19 protein-coding genes are annotated in these 20,153 nt (G+C 56.8%); 11 read left to right on the plus strand and 8 right to left on the minus strand.

Going from position 1 to position 20,153, the window contains the following annotated elements; all coding sequences use genetic code 11:
* Window positions 1-153: 153 nt before the first annotated feature.
* Entirely contained in the window at window positions 154-1,053 is a 900-nt protein-coding gene (locus AC5EFR_RS06665; RefSeq protein ID WP_493575096.1) for a c-type cytochrome, read from the minus strand.
* Window positions 1,054-1,503, minus strand: coding sequence for a c-type cytochrome (locus tag AC5EFR_RS06670; protein ID WP_493575097.1), 450 nt, complete (start codon window positions 1,501-1,503; stop codon window positions 1,054-1,056).
* 145 nt (window positions 1,504-1,648) lie between these two features.
* Here AC5EFR_RS06670 and AC5EFR_RS06675 point away from each other — a divergent pair, with 145 nt between their 5' ends.
* A complete protein-coding gene (locus AC5EFR_RS06675) occupies window positions 1,649-2,560 on the plus strand; it encodes a tetratricopeptide repeat protein (RefSeq protein ID WP_493575098.1) in 912 nt (303 codons plus the stop codon).
* A 4-nt stretch (window positions 2,561-2,564) separates the two neighbouring features.
* Here AC5EFR_RS06675 and AC5EFR_RS06680 read toward each other — a convergent pair whose 3' ends face one another.
* Window positions 2,565-3,929 carry a pyridoxal phosphate-dependent decarboxylase family protein gene (locus tag AC5EFR_RS06680; RefSeq protein ID WP_493575099.1) on the minus strand — a complete coding sequence of 455 codons (1,365 nt, stop codon included), beginning with the start codon at window positions 3,927-3,929 and terminating at the stop codon, window positions 2,565-2,567.
* A gap of 48 nt (window positions 3,930-3,977) precedes the next feature.
* Here AC5EFR_RS06680 and AC5EFR_RS06685 point away from each other — a divergent pair, with 48 nt between their 5' ends.
* Complete coding sequence (locus AC5EFR_RS06685) at window positions 3,978-4,304, plus strand: ArsR/SmtB family transcription factor (protein WP_493575100.1); 327 nt, start codon at window positions 3,978-3,980, stop codon at window positions 4,302-4,304.
* Window positions 4,305-4,328: 24 nt separating this feature from the next.
* Here AC5EFR_RS06685 and hpt read toward each other — a convergent pair whose 3' ends face one another.
* Complete coding sequence (gene hpt, locus AC5EFR_RS06690) at window positions 4,329-4,868, minus strand: hypoxanthine phosphoribosyltransferase (RefSeq protein WP_493575101.1); 540 nt, start codon at window positions 4,866-4,868, stop codon at window positions 4,329-4,331.
* 95 nt (window positions 4,869-4,963) lie between these two features.
* Between hpt and AC5EFR_RS06695 the strand changes: the two genes are divergently transcribed.
* Entirely contained in the window at window positions 4,964-5,410 is a 447-nt protein-coding gene (locus AC5EFR_RS06695) for a type II toxin-antitoxin system RatA family toxin (RefSeq protein WP_493575288.1), read from the plus strand.
* Window positions 5,403-6,656, plus strand: a complete 1,254-nt coding sequence (locus AC5EFR_RS06700; protein WP_493575102.1) for an MmgE/PrpD family protein — start codon at window positions 5,403-5,405, stop codon at window positions 6,654-6,656. The genes AC5EFR_RS06695 and AC5EFR_RS06700 overlap by 8 nt, the downstream gene beginning before the upstream one ends.
* Before the next feature lie 341 nt (window positions 6,657-6,997).
* Here AC5EFR_RS06700 and AC5EFR_RS06705 read toward each other — a convergent pair whose 3' ends face one another.
* The 4 genes from AC5EFR_RS06705 to AC5EFR_RS06720 form a co-directional block, all read right to left on the minus strand.
* The gene (locus AC5EFR_RS06705) at window positions 6,998-8,179 is read right to left on the minus strand and encodes an ammonium transporter (RefSeq protein ID WP_493575103.1); all 1,182 of its coding nucleotides are present in this window, start codon (window positions 8,177-8,179) and stop codon (window positions 6,998-7,000) included.
* A gap of 211 nt (window positions 8,180-8,390) precedes the next feature.
* Window positions 8,391-8,867, minus strand: a complete 477-nt coding sequence (locus tag AC5EFR_RS06710) for a CinA family protein (RefSeq protein WP_493575289.1) — start codon at window positions 8,865-8,867, stop codon at window positions 8,391-8,393.
* Window positions 8,864-9,358, minus strand: coding sequence for a phosphatidylglycerophosphatase A family protein (locus AC5EFR_RS06715; RefSeq protein ID WP_299924656.1), 495 nt, complete (start codon window positions 9,356-9,358; stop codon window positions 8,864-8,866). The genes AC5EFR_RS06710 and AC5EFR_RS06715 overlap by 4 nt, the downstream gene beginning before the upstream one ends.
* Window positions 9,355-10,500: a bifunctional 2-C-methyl-D-erythritol 4-phosphate cytidylyltransferase/2-C-methyl-D-erythritol 2,4-cyclodiphosphate synthase gene (locus tag AC5EFR_RS06720; protein ID WP_493575104.1), complete on the minus strand. Its 1,146-nt coding sequence runs from the start codon at window positions 10,498-10,500 to the stop codon at window positions 9,355-9,357. Before AC5EFR_RS06720 ends, AC5EFR_RS06715 begins: the two co-directional genes overlap by 4 nt.
* Before the next feature lie 216 nt (window positions 10,501-10,716).
* Here AC5EFR_RS06720 and dusB point away from each other — a divergent pair, with 216 nt between their 5' ends.
* The 7 genes from dusB to trkA all read left to right on the plus strand — a co-directional run bounded on the left by dusB (window position 10,717) and on the right by trkA (window position 20,153).
* A complete protein-coding gene (gene dusB / locus AC5EFR_RS06725; protein WP_493575105.1) occupies window positions 10,717-11,658 on the plus strand; it encodes a tRNA dihydrouridine synthase DusB in 942 nt (313 codons plus the stop codon).
* A complete protein-coding gene (locus tag AC5EFR_RS06730; RefSeq protein WP_493575106.1) occupies window positions 11,655-12,746 on the plus strand; it encodes a two-component system sensor histidine kinase NtrB in 1,092 nt (363 codons plus the stop codon). Before dusB ends, AC5EFR_RS06730 begins: the two co-directional genes overlap by 4 nt.
* Window positions 12,746-14,116, plus strand: a complete 1,371-nt coding sequence (locus AC5EFR_RS06735; RefSeq protein ID WP_493575107.1) for a response regulator — start codon at window positions 12,746-12,748, stop codon at window positions 14,114-14,116. Before AC5EFR_RS06730 ends, AC5EFR_RS06735 begins: the two co-directional genes overlap by 1 nt.
* Window positions 14,117-14,221: 105 nt before the next feature.
* Window positions 14,222-16,495 (plus strand): sensor histidine kinase NtrY-like, encoded by a 2,274-nt coding sequence (locus tag AC5EFR_RS06740; protein ID WP_493575108.1) that lies wholly within the window; start codon window positions 14,222-14,224, stop codon window positions 16,493-16,495.
* Window positions 16,496-16,520: 25 nt separating this feature from the next.
* Entirely contained in the window at window positions 16,521-17,936 is a 1,416-nt protein-coding gene (gene ntrX / locus AC5EFR_RS06745; RefSeq protein WP_493575109.1) for a nitrogen assimilation response regulator NtrX, read from the plus strand.
* 32 nt (window positions 17,937-17,968) lie between these two features.
* Window positions 17,969-18,568: a hypothetical protein gene (locus AC5EFR_RS06750; protein ID WP_493575110.1), complete on the plus strand. Its 600-nt coding sequence runs from the start codon at window positions 17,969-17,971 to the stop codon at window positions 18,566-18,568.
* A gap of 208 nt (window positions 18,569-18,776) precedes the next feature.
* Window positions 18,777-20,153, plus strand: coding sequence for a Trk system potassium transporter TrkA (gene trkA / locus AC5EFR_RS06755; protein ID WP_493575111.1), 1,377 nt, complete (start codon window positions 18,777-18,779; stop codon window positions 20,151-20,153).

Below are 20,153 nucleotides of genomic sequence, written 5' to 3' on the forward strand. Positions count from 1 at the left end.
ATCTCTCACTTGGCTTGCCCTGACCGAAGCTGTCTCTGGTCTCAAGTAAAATGGCCGTCTCCCCATGATATGGGGCCCCTTGGCAATTTTTCTTGCGCCAAGAGCCATCCCCGGCCTTTTAGGGCAAAGGTGAGGGATGGCTCCGAAGCAAAATTAGTAATCGCTTTGCGGTGCGGTTCCCGGTGCCGGGAGCGCTTTGACATAGGCGGCGACCGCGTTGCGGTCTTCGGCGCTAAGGGTGGCAAAGTTATCAACCACTTCTGCCATATGGCCACCGACGCTATCGTAATCCGGAGTGAAGCCGGATTCGAGATAGTAGGCCACGTCTTCGGCGGACCAGGTTAGTTTGTCGGGGGTCAGGGCAGGGATCGTGCCTTTGCCCGATGGGTTCGGAGCCCCAGCCATCCAGCGAGACGTATCTAATCCGCCAAGCACGTTGCGCGGTGTGTGGCATTCGGCGCAATGGGCCTGAGCCTCGGCCAAGTAACGTCCGCGTTCCAGATCGGCGGGCACATCCATCACATAGTCGTCGTTAAAGAACAGCAGTTTCCAGCCGCCAAGAGAGCGGCGGATGTTAAACGGAAATCCAACGTCATGTGGTTTGGAGGGTGTCGCATCGGCGGGTAGGGTTTGCAGATAGGCAAAGAGATCGGCAATGTCCTGATCCGTCATTTTGTTGTAGGCGTTGTAGGGAAAAGCCGGGTAATAATGTTGTCCGGCGGGCGACACGCCGCGCGTTACCGCATTCGCCAAATCCACTAGCTCCCAGTTTCCGATGCCCTGCTCAGGGTCGGGGGAGATATTTGGAGCGTAAAAAGTGCCAAATTCCGATGGGAAAGCCATGCCACCGGCTAAAATCAATTTATCCTCTGCTTTGGGCACATGGTGGCACGACGCGCACCCAGATGCGGTAAAGACATGCTCACCCTTGCCGGCATCGCCCGTCAGATTGGCAAAGCGGTCAGGCGCGACCCGATCCGGGGCGGTGAGCCAGAGGCCGATTGCGACGCCGAGAACGGCCGCCGCAACCAACAATTTCAATACGCGGCGCATTTACTTCGGCGCGCGATAGGTGTCATGGCAGCCTTTGCAAGAGGCTCCGAGCGCACCCATATTGGGGCCGATCTGATCTTTGCCCTGACCAGCGGCGGCTTGCATGGCTTTGGCGGCTTCACCAAAGGCACCCCATTTGGCCATCACATCATCAATGTTTTCCCACATGTTGGGTTGGGCGCGGGTGCCGTCGATTGACATGGAATCGGTGCCTTCTGGCCACAAGGCGGGCTGATGGATCATCGACACGGCGACAAGGTTGTCGGCAGCGGCCTGTGCGGCTTCGGCGGTGTAGTCGACTTGACCTTTGGCCATGCCACCCAGAATGCCGAGGTTTAGCGCCATCAGGTTAAACTGACCCTGACGGGCTTTGACGGCCTGAGGCACTTCGGCGAGGGCAGTCGTTGCGAGCGTGGCCAAAATGGCTGCGGTGGCGAAAGACTTTTTCATTGGTATCTCCCTGGTTTCAATACTTCCCACCATAATATGCACGGCGTATGTGACAATCCTATTCTGAATCCCCACACTTGACCCAGAGATTAATTTGTGGGTGCCTTTGGCTATGTTTTCAAAGTGATACTGGATTGGATATGACATGCGGCTTTTAGGCTTGGTGATGATGGTTTGGCCGGGGTTGGCATTTGCGGAGATGTCATCGGAGCTGTCACAGGCGCGCGACCGGTATTTATCCGGCGATTACAGTGACATATGGTCCGTTATTGAGGCCGAGGCGCAGGGCGGCGACCCCGTTGCCCAGAACATGTTAGGCGCGGCATTGACCACGCCGGATGGCTCGAAAGGGTTGGAGTATAACCCTGAGTCTGGGCTGGCTTGGTATGAACAATCTGCGGCGCAAGGATTTGATAAGGCGGTCTATAACCTCGCCTTGTTTTGGCAAACGGATCACGAAGGTTTTACCGCTGACTACGATTTATCCCGCGCTTTGGCGGAAAAAGCCACCTCTATGGGCTACATCCATGCGCCCAATCTGATTGGCGACATGTTCCATCAAGGCAAGGGCACCGATAAGGATTTGCTCAAGGCCTTTATGCACTACAAACAGGCGGCCGATATGGGGTCTTATGTTGGGCTGCGCGCGGTTGGATATGCCTATTTCCATGGCGAAGGTGTCGAGCGCGACATTACGCTTGTTCGGGATTATCTAGACCAAGCGGTTGCAGCGGGCGACACGCGGTCGATTCCCGATTTGGCGTATCTTTACGAGGGGAGCGAAGGCCTCGATGCTGATCCACTGCGCGCCTATACGCTTTACCTCTATGGGGTTGATCGCGGCAATTCCAAAGCGGCCCTGTGGTTGGCGCAATTCTCTGTTGATACGCGGTTTTACGGTGTTTGGCGCGATCCGGTCAAGGCCTATGGATATTGCCTTAAGGCTTTGGAATTAGGCCATGATCCGGAACAGGCTGATCCGATTTGTGCGGGAACATCCGCCGATCTTTCCGATACGGAAAAGGAAACAGCCCGCCTGTTTGCGGATGGGCTTTGACCGGTTAAGCAAGATCACCTAGGGCGGTCTCGAGTGCGCCCATCAAGCGATCCAAATCTTGGTCTTGGGTCGCCCAATTCGAGAGGCTGATGCGAAAGCCGTTCTGGCCTTGCCAAGTTGCGGCACCAAACCAAGCCTCGCCAGATCGCTGGACGTGTTTGACCACGTTGGCGCAAAGCGCATCCTCGCCGGGGCGGGTGACAAAGACCTGATTGAAATGGACCTGATGTGGCACGTCAAACCCTAGCGCCTCTAAGCGCGGGACAAGCGAGACGGCTTGATGATGAAACCGCGTGACCATCTCATCCAACCCCTGTCTTCCAAGCGACAACAAAGCGGCCCATGTTTCCGCGCCACGGGCGGCCCGGCTAAACTCGGGGGCGAGGTCAGACGGGGTTGGATCGGTCTTTGGCAAATACCCGGCCCCAATCGCCATCGAAGCGCGCAATTCATCGGGGTGACGACAAAGCGCCAGCCCCGAATCATACGGCGCATTCAAGGTTTTATGGGCATCGACAACCCAGCTATCGGCGCGTTCCAATCCCGCCAAAGCAGGGGCGAGTTGCGAAGATGCCCGTGCCCAAAGCCCAAAGGCCCCATCCACATGCAACCACGCACCGGCCGCCTGACATTGATCTGCCAAGGCGTCAAACGGGTCATAGGAGCCGGTGCAAACATTGCCCGCCTGCGCAAGCACAAGACAGCTTGGGTCAAGGTCTGGCATTTGATCGGCGCGCATCCGACCTTGATCATCAACGGGAACAAATTCGATAGCGTCGCTGCCAAGGCCAATCATGCGCAGGGATTTTAGAACGGTGGCGTGAATTTCGGCGCTGGCAATTACCCGAAGGGCAGGGGCCCCAATCAATCCCTTGCCGCGCGGATGGCCAAGCCGGTCCAATTGTCGATCGCGGGCGGTCATCAAGAGGGTCATGTTGGCCATCGTGGCCCCGGTCGTAAAGGCTCCGGTGCTTTCGGTCGGCAGGTCGAGAAGGTCAATGGCCCAGCGAATGGCGATCTCTTCCAGTTTGATCACAGACGGACCTGTGTCGGAATTGGCGGTTTGATCCCAAGCGCTTAATAAGGCACGCGCCCCGGATGCGGCAGGGAGGCTCCCGCCGATCACATAGCCAAAATAACGCCCCGCCGCGCTTGCCATGGTTCCCGGGGAACCGACCCGATGCATAAGTTCAAGAATGGTTTCGGCCGACACCCCTTGGTCAGGCAAGGCAAGGTCGAGCATGTCGAGGTCGGATTTTTCGGCCAAAACCGATCGGTCCGACAGAGTCTCAAGATAGGCACGGCCATATTGTGACCCAAGCGCATATGCCGAGGCTTGGCGAGACAGGGGAGGTTCAGGTATGGTCATATCGAAATCAGCCTATATAGGGAATCATCTATATTGATATTTGACGATATGGATACAGAGTCAAGCGCCAAGGTCTTTGCGGCGCTGTCGAGCCCGGTGCGGTTGCAAATCATGCTGTGGATACTCGACCCGCGCTCGCATTTCCCGCCGCAAATCGACGGGGATTTGGTGCGGGATGGGGTCTGTGTCGGGGCGATCACCGAAAAAACCGGCCTGAGCCAACCGACCATCAGCTCACATATGAAAAAGCTGGCGGCTGCGGGGCTGGTGAGCGGGCAGAAGTTTGGAAACTGGATGTTTTACAAGCCAGATCGCGCCATGCTTGGTCGATATGGTGGGGTGTTTGCGGAATTGGCGGCGTATCAGCCGGAATAACCCGCCGCCCCGCGCGCCCTCAGGTCAATCGTCGAAACGAACCTTGCCAATAAAGGGCAGGTTGCGGTTGCGCTGTGCGTAGTCGATGCCATAGCCAACAACAAATTCATCCGGAATCTCAAAGCCAATCCAATCGGCGCGCACATCAACTTCGCGCCGGGTGGGTTTGTCGAGCAAGGCAATGGTGCGCAAGCGGGCCGGCGCGCGGCTTTCGAGCAGGTGGATCACATGGTTTAACGTGTGGCCGGTATCGACAATGTCTTCGACCAAAAGCACATCGCGCCCTTCAATTGGGCCGCGCAAGTCTTTGAGAATGCGCACTTCTCGGCTGCTTTCCATGTCATTTCCGTAGGATGACGCCTCAAGGAAATCGACCTCGACGGGCAAATCCAATTCTCGCACCAGATCGGCGATAAACACAAAGGACCCACGCAATAGGCCAACAACATAAAGCTTGTCGGTTTGGGAGAAATCGCGATGAATTTCGCGGCTCAGCTCTTCGATCCGGGCGGCAATGGCCTTGGCCGAGATCATTTCGTCTACGACATAAGGACGCTGTGTCATGGCTGGACCCTTGTATTTTCACGCGTGGCATACGACATCTGCCGCACGTCATGCGGCCCAACCTGCCGTACCCCAAACACCTAACCGAGAGCAAGATGCCATCCCATTCCGAGACAAAACGCCTGCCTTATACCGCGGATCAAATGTATGCGTTGGTGGGGGATGTCGCCAATTACCCCAAGTTCCTACCTTGGACAGCTGCGGCGCGGATTAGGTCAACGGATCAGCACGCGGATCATACCGAGATGCTGGCCGATTTGGTGATCAGCTTCAAAGTCTTTCGGGAACGCTTTGGATCGCGGGTGCGCTTGTTCGAAGGTGAAAAGCGGATTGAAACCGAGTATTTGGACGGGCCGTTCAAATATCTGGTTTCCAATTGGCGCTTTGCCGATGCCGAGGATGGAGGATGTGATGTCTCTTTCGACGTGGATTTTGAATTCAAGAATGTAATCTTGCAAAAGGCCGCTGGCCTGTTCTTTTATGAGGCGATGCAACGTGTGGTGCGCGCCTTTGAAGAGCGTGCAAAGGAGCTTTATGGTTGATAGCTGGCTGCGCCCGGCCTTGACGGACCCAAGTGAGGCAGCGCTTGAAATTATGCGCTTGTCCTTGGTGGATTGGTTGGCCTGCGGCATCGCTGGCGTGTCGGAACCGGTTGCTCAAATCACCCGGTCCTTGGCCCTCGAAGAAGGCGGCACCGCGCAAGCCACACTATTTGGCGGCGGACACGTTCCATGTCGCACGGCGGCTTTGGTCAATGGCGCAACCAGCCATGCGCTTGACTATGACGATACCCATTTTGCCCATATCGGCCACCCTTCTGTGGCGGTGATTCCGGCGGCATTGGCCATTGCGCAAGCGCAGGGGGCGGGCTTTGATGCGTTTCTGCGCGCCTGTTTGGCCGGTTGCGAAGCCTCGATTCGATTTGGGGTTCTGATGGGACGTGGCCACTATCAAGTCGGGTTTCATCAAACCGGTACGGCGGGGGCCTTTGGGGCGACGGTTGCTGCGTGCCAATTGCTTGGCCTGAATGAGTTTCAAATGACGCAAGCGCTTGGTTTGGTCAGCACGCGCGCCTCGGGGTTAAAGTCGCAATTTGGCACCATGGGCAAACCTTATAACGCTGGGATTGCCGCATCCAATGGGGTCGAAGCAGCCCTGTTGATCGCCCGTGGTTTTGAGGCCAACCCCGACGCTTTGACCGGTCAAAACGGGTTTTTGCCGACGCATCATGCGGATGGGCAAGAGGCCGATGTACAGGGATGGTTGATGGAAGGGATCAGCCACAAGTTCCATGCCTGTTGTCACGGATTGCACGCGACGCTTGAGGCGTTAGAGACCTTGAAGCCCCTGGATGTGCAGAACATTCAACATATTGATATTACAACCCATCCGCGTTGGATGACGGTCTGCAATCACCTTAGCCCGCAAACCGGTCTCGGGGCCAAGTTCAGCTATCGCACCGTTGTTGCCCTGTCTTTGTTGGGGCATGACACCGCCGCCTTGGACACCTATCGCGATGATTTAATTGCTCGTCGGGATGTTGGTGCGTTGCGTGACAAGGTTGTTGTCACTTCTGATCCCGCCTTGTCCGAAACAGAGGCGCATGTTTCCATCCAGTCAAAGCAAAAGTTTTCCGCACGGTTTGACTTAAACACTCCGTTGGAGTTGTCCGCAAAGACCCGAAAAATCCGCAACAAAGCCAGTGTATTAACCGGGACTGATCATCTGTGGCAGGCAGTCGGCCAAAGTGACATGTTTGCGATTGCGGCATTGATGTCGGAAAACTAGCCGCCAAGGCGGTTGAAATACCTACCAATAATTGGGTATACCTTTGGCAAGGACGATACGTGGCGCGGTGTGAGTGACGGGCCATATATCATTAAAAGTCCGGTCTTTTCATGAATGCGGGTACACCTTGTGTGTGCCCGTTTTTCGTTAGGTGGTGGATGTGTCTTGGCGTCTGTCAAAGGCGGGGCACCGTTGAAGGGGCGGCGATCTTGGTCGAGCTTTTGTTTCGAATTGGGAAACGATGCATTTCATGTTTCCATATTGGAAACGACGCGCGCCAGAGGGTCGGATAGAAAACGGGCCCGAAACCGGGCCCGTTTTGGTACTAATTTAGCATTGGATCAGCTGTTGTGATCATAGGCGCGTTCGCCGTGTACCATCAGGTCAAGCCCGTTGGTTTCGGTTTCCGCATCAACGCGCAGTGGTGTGATTGCTTTGACCACAAAGATCAGCACGGTGGTGACAACCACGGTAAAGACACCAACCACAGCCAGACCACCCAATTGTGCGGCCCATGTGCCCGCGCCAAAGACAGCGATCATGATGGTGCCAAAGATACCGCCAACACCGTGAACCGCGAAGACATCCAATGTGTCGTCGATTTTCAGCTTGTTGCGGACCAAAACCACTGCCTCTTGGCACAAGATACCCGCGACGGCCCCGATGATCAGCGCTTCGATTGGACCAACAAAGCCAGACGCCGGCGTGATCGAGGCGAGACCCGCGATGGTGCCGGTCACGATGCCAACCAAGGAGGCTTTGCCGAACTTGATCTTTTCCCAAACCGCCCATGACAGCGATGCGGTCGCAGCGGAAATATGGGTCACGGTGAGCGCCATGGCTGCACCGCCATCGGCCGCCAATTGCGAGCCACCGTTAAAGCCAAACCAGCCAACCCAAAGCATCGCAGCACCGATCATCACAAAACCGGGGTTGTGCGGAGGTGTGGTTTGGTTCTTACGAGGGCCAAGGAAGACGGCGATCAGGATCGCAGCCAGACCAGCGGTTTCGTGAACCACGATGCCACCGGCAAAGTCTTTGACCCCGGTTTCACCAAAGATGCCACCATCAGCCAGCATCCCGCCGCCCCAGATCCAGTGAACCACCGGCGCATAGCACAGCAGCATCCATAGGCCTGAGAACAGCATGACAAAGCCAAATCCGACGCGTTCCACATAGGCACCAACAATCAGCGCCGGTGTGATGATCGCAAAGGTCATCTGAAAGGCAAAGAACAGCACTTCGGGCAGGGTGCCCGCGAGGCTATCAACCGTGACACCGTTCAAGAAGGCCTTGTCGAGACCACCCCAAAACCCGGTGCCGCCGCCGCCAAAGGCGATGGAATAGCCAACGGCCAGCCAGAGAACACTCATCAAGCAGGCGATGGCGTAGCAATGCATGAATACGCTGAGCACGTTGCGCGCCCGTACAAGCCCGCCGTAAAACAATGCCAATCCTGGCAGTGTCATGAACAACACCAGCGCTGTGGCGACGATGATCCAGGCGGTATCCGCTCCGTTCATTGGTCTTTCCCTTCAATTGTCCCGTTTGACAGGGCTTCAAGCGGGATTCGGGCGCGGAAAAAAGAAGCAAGGCCGTTTGAGGGCGCGCAAATAGCGGGCGGTTTGTGAAATGCTTAAAAATTGTGCGTAAAATTGCAGTTTTGGCGATTATTGAGGCGATTTTTAATTTTTGAAAGCGCTTAGTTTATAGCCGCGTTTTCGGTCATCTTGATCACTTCGATAGCGCATCAAGGATCAGAGTCAGGGCGTGTTGTGTGGCCGCATCACGCACGTTGTCGCGCCCAAGGGTGCCATGTTCGATTGTCTGCGCCATCAACTTCCGTCCGGTGGCAAGCCCATAACAGACCCGACCTTCGGGTTTGGAGTCCGATCCGCCGGGGCCCGCAATACCGCTAATCGCGACGGCAATATCCGCCTTGGCGGCCTTTAGCGCGCCAAGTGCCATTTCTTGGGCGACCTGTTCGGATACGGCTCCGTAAGTTTCCAAAGTTGCGGCAGAGACGCCGAGCATCTCGTTTTTGGCCGTGTTGGAGTAGGTGACAAAGCCGCGCTCGAAAATTGCCGAGCTACCCGCGATGTCGGTCAAGGCGGCGGCCACCTTGCCCCCGGTACAGCTTTCGGCGCAGGTTATTGTTTTGCCCTGCGCCTTGGCCAACTCAAGGATTTTGGTGGCTAAGACCGCGGTCACATCAACCACCCATGATAAAGCGATGCCAAAGCTATGGCGCAAATGGCGGCAAAGACACCTGCGATCACATCATCCAACATTACGCCAAGCGGCGTCCCCATGCGATCGGCTTTGCCGACCAGCCACGGTTTGGTGATGTCGAACAAGCGAAAGAGCACAAAGCCAGCGATCCAACCGGGCCACAACCGCCAAATCTCGATCCCCATCATCCCTGCGCCAAAACTCACCGGGAAAAGCGCGATCCATTGCCCGACCAGCTCATCAATCACCACCCAGCTCGGGTCGTGATCTTTTTCGGTGACAGCATTGGCGGTAACCTGTGCCGTGGCCCACCAGCCAAGCCCAAAGGCGATGGTGGTCAAGGCAACCAGCAAGGTGAAACCACCGATTTGATGCACAAGATAGGCGAGGGGTAGGGCGGCCAAAGACCCCCACGTACCCGGCGCGGGTTTTAGGAAGCCGACATAGAAAAGGGAGGCAATAGCTTTCATGATTTCACCAATGTCGCGGTCGCAATCGCCGCTATCCCTTCTTCGCGCCCGGTAAAGCCGAGCCGTTCAGACGTTGTTGCCTTGATCGACACGCGATCCGGGGCCAAACCCATGATACGCCCCATCTCTGCCATCATGGCGGCGGCATGCGGGCCAACCTTGGGGCGTTCGCAAATCAGCGTGCAATCGACATTGCCGATCTCAAACCCCTTAGAGCGCGCCAGATCACAGGCGTGTTTGAGGAAGATTTCGCTGGCCGCGCCTTTCCATTGCGGATCGCTCGGCGGGAAGTGACGGCCAATGTCGCCTTCGGCCAAAGCCCCGTAGATCGCATCGGTCACCGCATGCATGCCAACATCGGCGTCGCTATGACCCTTAAGCGCCCGATGATGGGGGATTTTGACGCCGCATAGAATGACATGATCGCCGTCCTCAAAGGCATGCACGTCATAGCCATTTCCCAACCGAATATCCAAAGCGCTCTCCGTCTGTTTGGCCAAAATGCCCGCGGCGCGGGCGAAATCGGCGGGGGTGGTGATTTTGAGATTGCGTTCATCGCCCGGAACGATGGCAACGTCCAGCCCTGCGGTACGCGCGACCTCAACATCATCTGCTGCGCCGCCCGGATGGGCGCGATGGGCGTTTAAGATGGCATCATAGTGAAACCCTTGTGGGGTTTGGGCGCGATATAGGCCGGTCCGGTCTTGTGTGCCGCTCACCCTGTCGTTCTCGCCGGTCCATAAGGCGTCGGTGACCGCAAGGGCCGGGGCCGCTCCGGGGGTTTGGGTCAAGGCGTGCAAAACCGATTGCGTCACCTCGGACGGGATGCAGGGGCGGGCGACATCATGGATGAGAACATGATCGGGAGCGCTATGCGCCAGCGCTTCGAGCCCATTGCGCACGGACCCGGCGCGTTCATCTGCGCCATCGACCAAAAGCACCTCAAGACCGTCGATCAAGGTCTCGGCCCGCGCCCGATCCCGTGGTGAGATAACCATCACAAGGGTGTCGACCTGCGCGGCAAAGGCCTCAAGCGTCCAGCGCGCAACAGGTTTTCCAGCCACCTCCTGCCATTGTTTTGGCAGCGGCCCACCGGCGCGCGTCCCACGCCCTGCGGCAACGATGATGGCGGCTGTTGTCATATCCTGTCCTCTTTGCTCTTGGGTGTAGGGCGTTGAGACAATTTAGGCAATCTGGCCAAGGGGGTTGCTTAAAAAATAGGCAAATGACTTTGCTGCACCTGCAAAATGCGCTTGAAATATTGTACAATAGCAGCACAACGGCTACCTCAGAGGCACTGCACAAGGATTAAGCGTTTGGGCTTTTCACTCGGAAAACAAAGAATATCGGCACCTGTGATGCTCGCTCCGTTGGCGGGAATCACCGATTTGCCCTTTCGGAATCTGGTGTCCAGCTTTGGCGCAGGCCTTGTTGTGTCGGAAATGATCGCGTCGGGCGAATTCCTAACGGCCCGCCCCGGTACCCGCGAAAAAGCCGAGCTTGGCGCGCAGATCGAAAACACCAGCGTTCAGATTGCTGGGCGTGAGCCTGCCCCCATGGCCGAGGCCGCCAAAATGGTCGCCGACATGGGCGCGCGGGTCATCGACATCAATATGGGGTGTCCGGCGAAAAAGGTCACTGGCGGCTGGTCTGGCTCGGCCTTGATGCAGGTGCCCGATCATGCGCTACGTCTGATCGAGGCGGTGGTTGATGCGGTAGATTTGCCGGTGACGCTAAAAACCCGATTGGGTTGGGATGGCGCGTCAATCAATGCGCCGGACCTCGCGAAACGAGCGGCCAATGCCGGGGTGCAAATGGTTGTCATCCATGGTCGCACCCGATGCCAGTTCTACAAGGGGCGTGCCAATTGGCAGGCCATCCGCGCCGTGCGCGAAGCCATCGACATCCCTCTTATTGCCAATGGTGACATCGTCGGTGCGGGCTCGGCCAAGGCGGCGTTGCGCGGGTCAGGGGCCGATGGGGTTATGGTGGGGCGCGGGGCGCAGGGCGCACCTTGGAAATTGGCCGAAATCTCGGCCGCTCTTTATGGCTCGCAGTGGCCAAATATCCCGCAAGGAATTGAATTTTATAACATGGTATCAGGTCATTATGAGGCAATGTTGAGTTTCTACGGAGAGGCGCTTGGCAATCGCGTCGCCCGCAAACATTTGGGGTGGTATATGGACCGTGCTGCAACGCCGCGCGCATTGCGTGGGCGGGTTTTGACGGAAAAAGACCCCAAGCAGGTTCTGGTTCTTTTGCGCGACGCACTGGCGATGGATCAGGCGGTGGCGGCATGACTGTTCAAACCGATCCGATCTGGTCCTCCTTGCCGGTACCCGCCCTTTTGATTGACCCGGATGAAAACATCGGTGGGGTCAATCCCGCTGCCGAAGGGTTTATGAACTCCTCAGCCAAGTCCTTGATAGGACACCCAATTTGGGACAGAATACATGTGGATGCCCCACTCGAAGAAAGCCTGATCCGCGCGCGAGATCACGGAACGGCGTTGTTTGTGAACGACGTCGATGTCGGGACGGGAAACCGCGCGCCGCTTGTCTGTAATCTGCAGATTGCACCGCTTCAGGGACAGCCAAACTGGATGATCATGCTCATCTCGCCGCGCGAGTTGGCAGGTCGTATGACCCAAAACCATTCGGTGAAATCGGCGGCGAAATCTGCGATTGGCATGGCCGAAATGCTGGCTCATGAGATCAAAAACCCCCTTGCGGGGATCACTGGCGCGGCCCAGCTTTTAAGCATGAGCCTTCCACCGGAAGACCTTGAATTCACGGATTTAATCGTCGAAGAAACCCGCCGTATCGTCAAACTTTTGGAGCAGGTTGAGCAATTCGGAAACCTCTCTGCTCCTGAGCGGCGCGAAGTGAATATTCACGACGTTTTGGACCGGGCGCGCCGGTCGGCGTTGTTGGGGTTTGGTGGTCATATGACCATCGTCGAAGACTACGACCCCTCCTTGCCCATGGCGCTTGGCGATCCGGATCAGCTTTTGCAGGTCGTTTTGAACTTGTTAAAGAATGCCTCGGAAGCCGCTGATTCAAAAGGCGGAAACATTCGTTTGCACACCTATTACGATCACAGCTTCCGCACACGAGGGGCCGATGGTGCAACGCAAGTGTTGCCTTTGCAGATCGAAGTCATCGACGACGGCAAAGGTCTGCCGCCCGAAATAGCGGGCGATGTTTTTGATCCGTTCGTGTCGGGCAAAGAAAATGGCACTGGGCTGGGCTTGGCCTTGGTGAGCAAAATTATTTCAGATCATGACGGTTGGATTTCGGTGGATAGCGTCCCCGGTCGCACCGTTTTTCGCATATCTCTGCCTCGCGCGGTGACGAAACCGGCAGGCACAGCACAGGAGAGTAAGTGATGGATGGAACCGTCCTTGTTGCGGATGATGACCGCACAATCCGCACCGTTTTGACCCAGGCGCTAACACGGGCCGGCTGCAAGGTGCATGCCACATCTAGCTTGACCACGCTGATGCGATGGGTCGGTGAGGGCAAAGGCGATGTGGTGATTTCCGACGTGGTTATGCCAGACGGCAATGGTTTGGAAATGCTTCCTAAAATCGCCGAAGACCGCCCCGGACTGCCGGTTATTGTGATTTCCGCGCAAAACACCATTATGACAGCCATTCAGGCGGCCGAGGCCGAGGCCTATGACTATTTGCCCAAGCCGTTTGACCTGCCGGACCTGATGAAACGCACGTCAAAGGCTTTGGATAGTCGCAATCGCACGTCGCGACGCGACGAGCCGGTGCCACAGGCCGATGCGCCCGAAGAGCTGCCGCTTGTTGGTAAAACACCGGTGATGCAGGCGCTTTATCGTTTGGTCGCTCGGGTGATGAACACGGATCTACCGGTTTTGGTGACCGGTGAAAGTGGGACGGGGAAATCCCTTATTGCCAAAGCTTTGCACGACTTTTCAGATCGGCGAAGCCTGCCGTTTGTGACGGTGACCGGGGCTGATCTGACCGATCTCGATGGTCCGGCGCGGGTCTTGGCGCGGGTGCGTGGCGGTACGCTTTTGATTGATGAAATCGCCGATATTGATGACGAGGTGCAGGGCCGCATTGTTCGGATGATGGATGTGCCGGGCGATCATGTTCCGCGTTTTATTGCGTCGTCTCAATACGATCCAACAGCGCTTATCGAAGACGGCAAGGTGCGCAAAGACTTGTTTTATCGTCTTGATGGCGCGGCGATCGAAGTGCCGGGGTTGCGTGAGCGGGTTGAGGATATCCCCTTGTTGGCGCAGCATTTTTTAACCCGCTGTGAACGTGACGGCGCGCCGCATCGGGTTTTGTCCGAAAGCGCGATGGAGCTTTTTCGCATTTATTCCTGGCCCGGCAATGTGCGCCAATTGGAAAACGCGGTGCGCCGTCTCAGCCTCACCAGCCGCAACGAAGAGATTAGCCGGTCCGAGGTTGAGGCCGTGCTTGGCAACCAACCTGACACCGGACCTGTACTGCGCGGCGGAGACGGGGATAAGCTTGGTGAAAGTGTTGCGCGTCACCTACGCCGTTATTTTGATTTGCACGGTGCGATGTTGCCGCCGCCCGGTCTTTACGGCCGCATTCTTCGAGAGGTTGAAGCCCCTTTGATCGAAATCGCGCTAGAGGCGACAGGCGGAAATCAGGCCAAATGTGCTGATTTATTGGGAATCAACCGGAATACCCTCAGAAAGAAAATCACCGAACTCGATATTCGCGTGACACGTCGCCGTAAATTGATGTAAAAGAGCCACATAACTGTGGCGCCAATGCCTAGCTGTGTTGGAAAGACCACAAAATATGGCGGTCGCTGGCTTGGGGAACCCTAGGTCGGCACATCAGTAAGAGGTATGGCTGTGGCCACACGGGCACGCTCTTGGACTTGGAGTCGGTTTAGCCGACTGCGGCGCACACGCCGTGTGCAAAACGCGCTTGCCCTGACGGTGGTTGCGTTGGGGCCAATATTGGCCTTTGTGACCTTCTTGGTTTTGGGGCCGCTGGATCATAGTGCGTCGGATATCAGCCTGCGTTTGGTCATCTTAGCAGACCTCATCTATGTGATGTTTCTGGCGTCGATGGTGTTGGGGCGCGTGGCGCGGATGATCGCCGCGCGGAGGGCGAAATCCGCCGGATCGCGTCTACACCTGCGTTTGACGGCGGCCTTTGCGCTTATGGCGCTTTTGCCCACGGTGACCGTGGCGGTGTTTGCGGTTTTGACCATCAATATCGGCCTCGAAACATGGTTTTCCAATCGAGTGCAAAATGTGGTCGGGGCATCGCTTTCGGCGGCGGAGGCCTATGAAGAGGAACAGCGGCAAGGATTGGTTCAGGATGTCTGGGCGCTTGGCGGATTTCTGGACGCGAAACAGCGCGGGCGCTTTATCGCCGACTACGGCGAGCTGCGGCAGGATTTAAGTCAAGGGCAAGGGCAAATCCAGCGCGGATTGCGCGAAGCCTATGTCATTAATAGCATTGGTGAAATTCAGGTCAGAGGTGAGCGTAGCTACCTTTTTGACTACGAACAGCCTCCGCAATGGGCCTTTGATAACCTTGGGGCCGACGGCGTCAGCGTGATTGCCGATTGGGAAAACAACGAGATGCGTGCTTTGATCGAGTTGCGCACCTTTCCGGATGGCTATCTCTATGTGAGCCGCGAGATTGACGGCGAGCTGTTGAAGCTCTTGGATGAAACTCAGGAAACTGCGCAGTTTTACCAACAACAAGAAAGCGAACGCGGCCGCCGGTTGTTTGATTTTGCGCTGCTTTATCTAGGGTTTGCGGTTTTGTTGATCCTTGCGGCGACATGGGCGGGCCTTTGGTTCGCCGAACGTCTAAGCCGCCCGGTGGGGCGATTGACCGGCGCGGCGCAACGTGTTGGTGGCGGCGATTTGGATGTCCAGGTCATCGAGGAAGACGGCGATGATGAGATTTCGATGCTGGGGCGGTATTTCAACCAAATGACCCGTCAGCTTAAGGGCCAGCGGGAAGAGCTTCTTGAAAACACCCGCCAGATTGAACGCCGCCAGCGGCTGTTTGATTCTGTTTTGTCTTCGGTCACCTCTGGTGTTGTTGGTCTTGATGCCGAGGGTAAGGTGACTTTTGTGAACCGCTCGGCGGAACGGCTTTTGGGCTGGCATGAAACCCATCGCGCCGACCCAATCGCCGTGGCGGTTCCGGAATTCGGGGCCTTGTTTGACCGTATCCGGGACGAAGGCCGTGAGATGGTGCAAGACGAGGTCAAGGTCAGCCGGGAAGGGCGAATGGAGCATCTTTTGGCGCGGTTTTCGCGTCGCCGTCGCGCCAACGGTAGCCTTGAAGGCTATGTTGTGGCCTTTGATGATGTCACCGATTTGGTAAGCGCTCAGCGAACCGCGGCTTGGGGCGATGTGGCCCGCCGTATTGCCCATGAAATCAAGAACCCTTTGACTCCGATCCAGCTTTCGGCGGAGCGTATTCGCCGCAAATTTGCCCGTCATTTGGACGAGACAAGCGCCGATCAACTCGAAGATATGACCAGTGTGATTATCCGTCAGACCGGCGATTTGCGCCGCATTGTCGATGAATTCTCAAAATTCGCCCGGATGCCGGAACCGGAACGGAAACACGAAGATATTGGTGATTTACTGCGCGGCGCCGTGCTTTTGCAGGAAAACGGCCAGCCGGATGTGAAATTTGTTTCCGACATCGCGCGCAAGCCAATGCCCGGCGACCTTGATGCGACAATGATCGGGCAGGCGTTGACCAATCTGATTAAAAACGCCGGTGAAGCGATCGAAAGCCTGCACCGGGAGGGGGCCCCCGAAGGGCATCGACCTGAAATTCGCGTGGCGGCTGATATTGTTGACAATGCGCGGGTTGAAATTCGGATCATGGACAATGGGGTCGGCCTTCCCGAAGATCGGGCACGGCTGTTTGAGCCCTATGTCACCACGCGCGATGAGGGCACCGGCCTTGGCTTGCCAATCGTGAAAAAGATTATCGAAGAGCATGGCGGAACGCTGGCGCTCGAAACTGCACCTGCCTTTGAGGAAGGTGCCAATGTAGGGGCTATGGCCGTTATCCAATTGCCGTTGAGCGACGCGCAAGAGGATGGGGGTCGGGCTCGGTTATTGGAGGGAGTTTGACCATGGGTTTGTTGAGGGACATGACATGAGCGATATTCTGATCGTCGATGACGAACGTGATATTCGGGAGCTGATCGGGGATATCCTCGAGGATGAAGGCTATACCACGCGATTGGCCGGCAACAGCCAGGAGGCCATGGCACAGGTCGCAGAGCAACCGCCGGCCTTGTTGATCCTTGATATCTGGCTGAAAGACAGCAAGATGGATGGGATCGACATCCTAAAATGCGTCAAACGAGATTACCCAGACGTGCCTGTGGTGATCATTTCCGGGCATGGCAATATCGAGATCGCCGTCGCTGCTATCAAACAGGGCGCGTATGATTTCATCGAAAAGCCCTTTAATATTGATCAGCTTTTGGTGGTGATCCGCCGAGCGATGGAAACCTCGCTTTTGCGTCGTGAAAATAGCAAGCTCAAGCAAGGCGATAGCAAGCCCGCCGAGATGATCGGGGACAGTGCATCGTTCCGAACCCTGCTCAGCCAGCTTGACAAGGTGACGAAATCAAACGGTCGCGTCATGCTAAGCGGCCCGGCCGGGTCGGGCAAAGAAGTGGCGGCGCGCTATGTTCATGCCAATTCCAATCGCGCCAGTGCCCCCTTTGTCACGGTCAACTGTGCCGGGATGGAGCCTGAAATGATGGAGGCCATGCTGTTTGGTCGCGAAGGCGGGCAGCGCGGTGTTGAGCCGGGGTTGTTGGAACAAGCCCATGGCGGGGTGATCTATTTCGACGAAGTCGCGGACATGCCGGTTGGGACTCAATCCAAGATTTTGCGTGTGCTGGTCGATCAGCAATTCACCCGTGTAGGGGGCTCGGACAAGGTTAAGGTTGATCTGCGGGTTATCAGTTCGACAAACCGGAACTTGCAGGAGGAAATAGCCGCCGGGCAATTTCGCGAGGAACTCTATCATCGCCTGAACGTGGTGCCGATCCAAGTGCCCTCTTTGGCCGAACGCCGCGAGGACATTCCAGTTTTGGCGCAATTCTTTGTGGAACTGTGCAACAAAGCGCAGGGCCTGCCGCTTCGCGAGATGTCGGATGATGCGGTCGCCTTGATGCAGACCATGACCTGGCCCGGCAATGTGCGACAGCTTAAGAACCTGATCGAGCGGGTGTTGATTTTAGGCGATGGCACTGGCCCGATTGAGGCCCGTGAGTTGCCCCAAGACAGCGGCCCGACCGAAAGCGATGACGGGCGAGTTGTTTTGTCGGGAACCTTGGCGACATTGCCACTACGTGAAGCACGCGAGGCGTTTGAACGCGAATATTTGCTCACCCAGATCAACCGGTTTGGCGGGAATATTTCCCGGACCGCGTCCTTTGTTGGCATGGAGCGCTCAGCCTTGCACCGCAAGCTAAAATCGCTTGGAGTTGTGACCTCGCAGAAATCGGGCGCGCGGGTTGCGCGGCTTGAGGATGAAGTGCAAGAGGCCTCCTAAATAGGGTGCCTTGAGCCACGGGAGAGTATGTGATGCGCGGAGTTTTCGCGGCTTTGATGGTTGTGGGGGCGGCGGGATGTGTTGCGCCGGAGCGGGTAGACACCGTTCCCCAAACCATGGCTTTTGCTCAGGTCGATGCCGAAGAGGCCAAGATCGACGAATTGACGGCGTTGATCGCGGCGCTTGGTCCCGATGTAGACCCGGCCGAGGCCGCCCTTGTGGCGCGGATCGCGGTTGAAGATCCGCTGGTATGGGCCAAGGAATGGGGCGTTGAAGACGCGCCCTATATTCACAATATCAAGGTGAACCAAGGCATGAAACCGCGCGGCTTGTGCAAGGATTGGGCCGATGATCTGCAAGTGCGAATGGCCCGCGAAGGGGTTCAAACCCTTGATTGGCACCGCGCGATCGCCAATCACGACAACATCCTTGTTGAGCATTCAACGCTTATTGTGTCGGCCAAGGGCGACGGCATGGCCGATGGTGTTGTGCTTGACCCATGGCGATTGGGGCAGGGGCAGCTGTTTTTCACCAAGGTGACACAAGACCCAAAGTATCGTTGGGTCGAACGGTCCGAGGTTTTTGCCTACAAACGCAAACGTCGCGACGCGCGCAACAACACGGACAGCTAACTTTTTTGGGCACGAACCGCTGTTTTATTATGCGCTTCCGCGCGCTTTGTTTTGGTGCGTGGCAAGGTGACGATTTATGCAAAACGAAGAGCGGATGATAGGCTAGGGTGCCTGTCGCGCAGGAGTTGGCCCTTTGCAAACGGTGGAATGATTGACGGGCGCGCGGGGGCGTGTCATGCCAAGGGACGAAATCGTTTGAGGGATGGGCATGAAGGTCATCATTTGTGGTGCGGGTCAGGTGGGTTGGCAGATCGCCAGACATTTGTCAGGTGAGCGCAACGATGTGACGGTTGTGGATAGCAACCCCGAGTTGGTGCGCCGCGCCACGGATACTTTGGACGTACAGGGCATTGCCGGTTTTGCGTCATATCCGGATGTGTTGGATCGGGCGGGCGCGCGTGATGCGGACATGGTCATTGCCGCCACCCATTCCGATGAGGTCAACATGGTGACCTGTCAGGTGGCCCATTCGGTGTTTGAAGTGCCACGCAAGATCGCCCGATTGAGGGCGCAAAGCTATTTGACGGCTATTTATTCCGACCTTTATCGCCGCGACCACCTTCCGATTGATGTGGTGATCAGCCCGGAACGCGAAGTCGCCGCCGCCGCGATGCAGCGGTTGTCGGCCCCAGCGGCCTTTGACACGGAAACCTTTCTGGATGGCAATGCGCAGTTGCTTGGCCTGTCGATTGACGAAGAATGTCCGGTGGTCAACACGCCCTTGCGGCAGTTGAGCGATCTCTTTTCCACCCTGCGGTCGGTTGTGGTTGGGGTGCGCCGCGAGGGCAGCCTTTTTGCCCCCGAACCGCGTGATCAGCTCTTTGTAGGCGATAGTTGCTATGTGATGGTGCATGCCGAGGACCAGGCGCGAACGCTTGAAATCTTTGGCAAAAGCACCCGCAAACAGGAACGTGTCGTGATTGTCGGCGGTGGCAACGTCGGCCTGTCGGTGGCGCAACATCTTGAATCCGGGCCAAGCCGGGTGCGGGCCAAGATGATCGAACGCAACCGCAAGTGCGCCGAACAAGCTGCCGAAGCACTTGAGCGGACCATCGTTTTGCACGGCGATGGGATGGATGCGGCGCTTTTGCGCGAGGCCGGGGTTGATCGTGCCGATGCGGCGCTTTGTGTGACGGATGATGACAAGGTGAACATGCTGGCGGCGGTTCGGGCCAAGGCGGCGGGCTGTCCTATGGTGATTGCCTTGATCAACGATCCAACCTTGGTGCCCCTGATGGAACCGCTTGGGATTGATGCCTATATCAACCCGCGCGCGACCACGGTAAGTTCGATCCTGCGCCATATTCGCCATGGTCGAGTGAAATCGGTCTATTCGATTGGCGATGCTGAGGCCGAAGTGATTGAGGCCGAAGTCCTTTCGACATCGCCCATCGCCGGCAGCAAGGTGCGCGACATTGATTTCCCTGAGGGCGTGCTGATCGGTGCCGTGCGCAAGGGCGACAATGTGGTGCGGATCACCGGCGGATTGCCGATCGAAGAGGGCGATCATATCGTTTTGTTTGTCCTAAGCAAAGACGTGGCCGAAGTTGAGCGTCTGTTGCAAGTTTCGATCGATTTCTTCTGA

Source organism: Pelagimonas sp. (assembly GCF_058892305.1).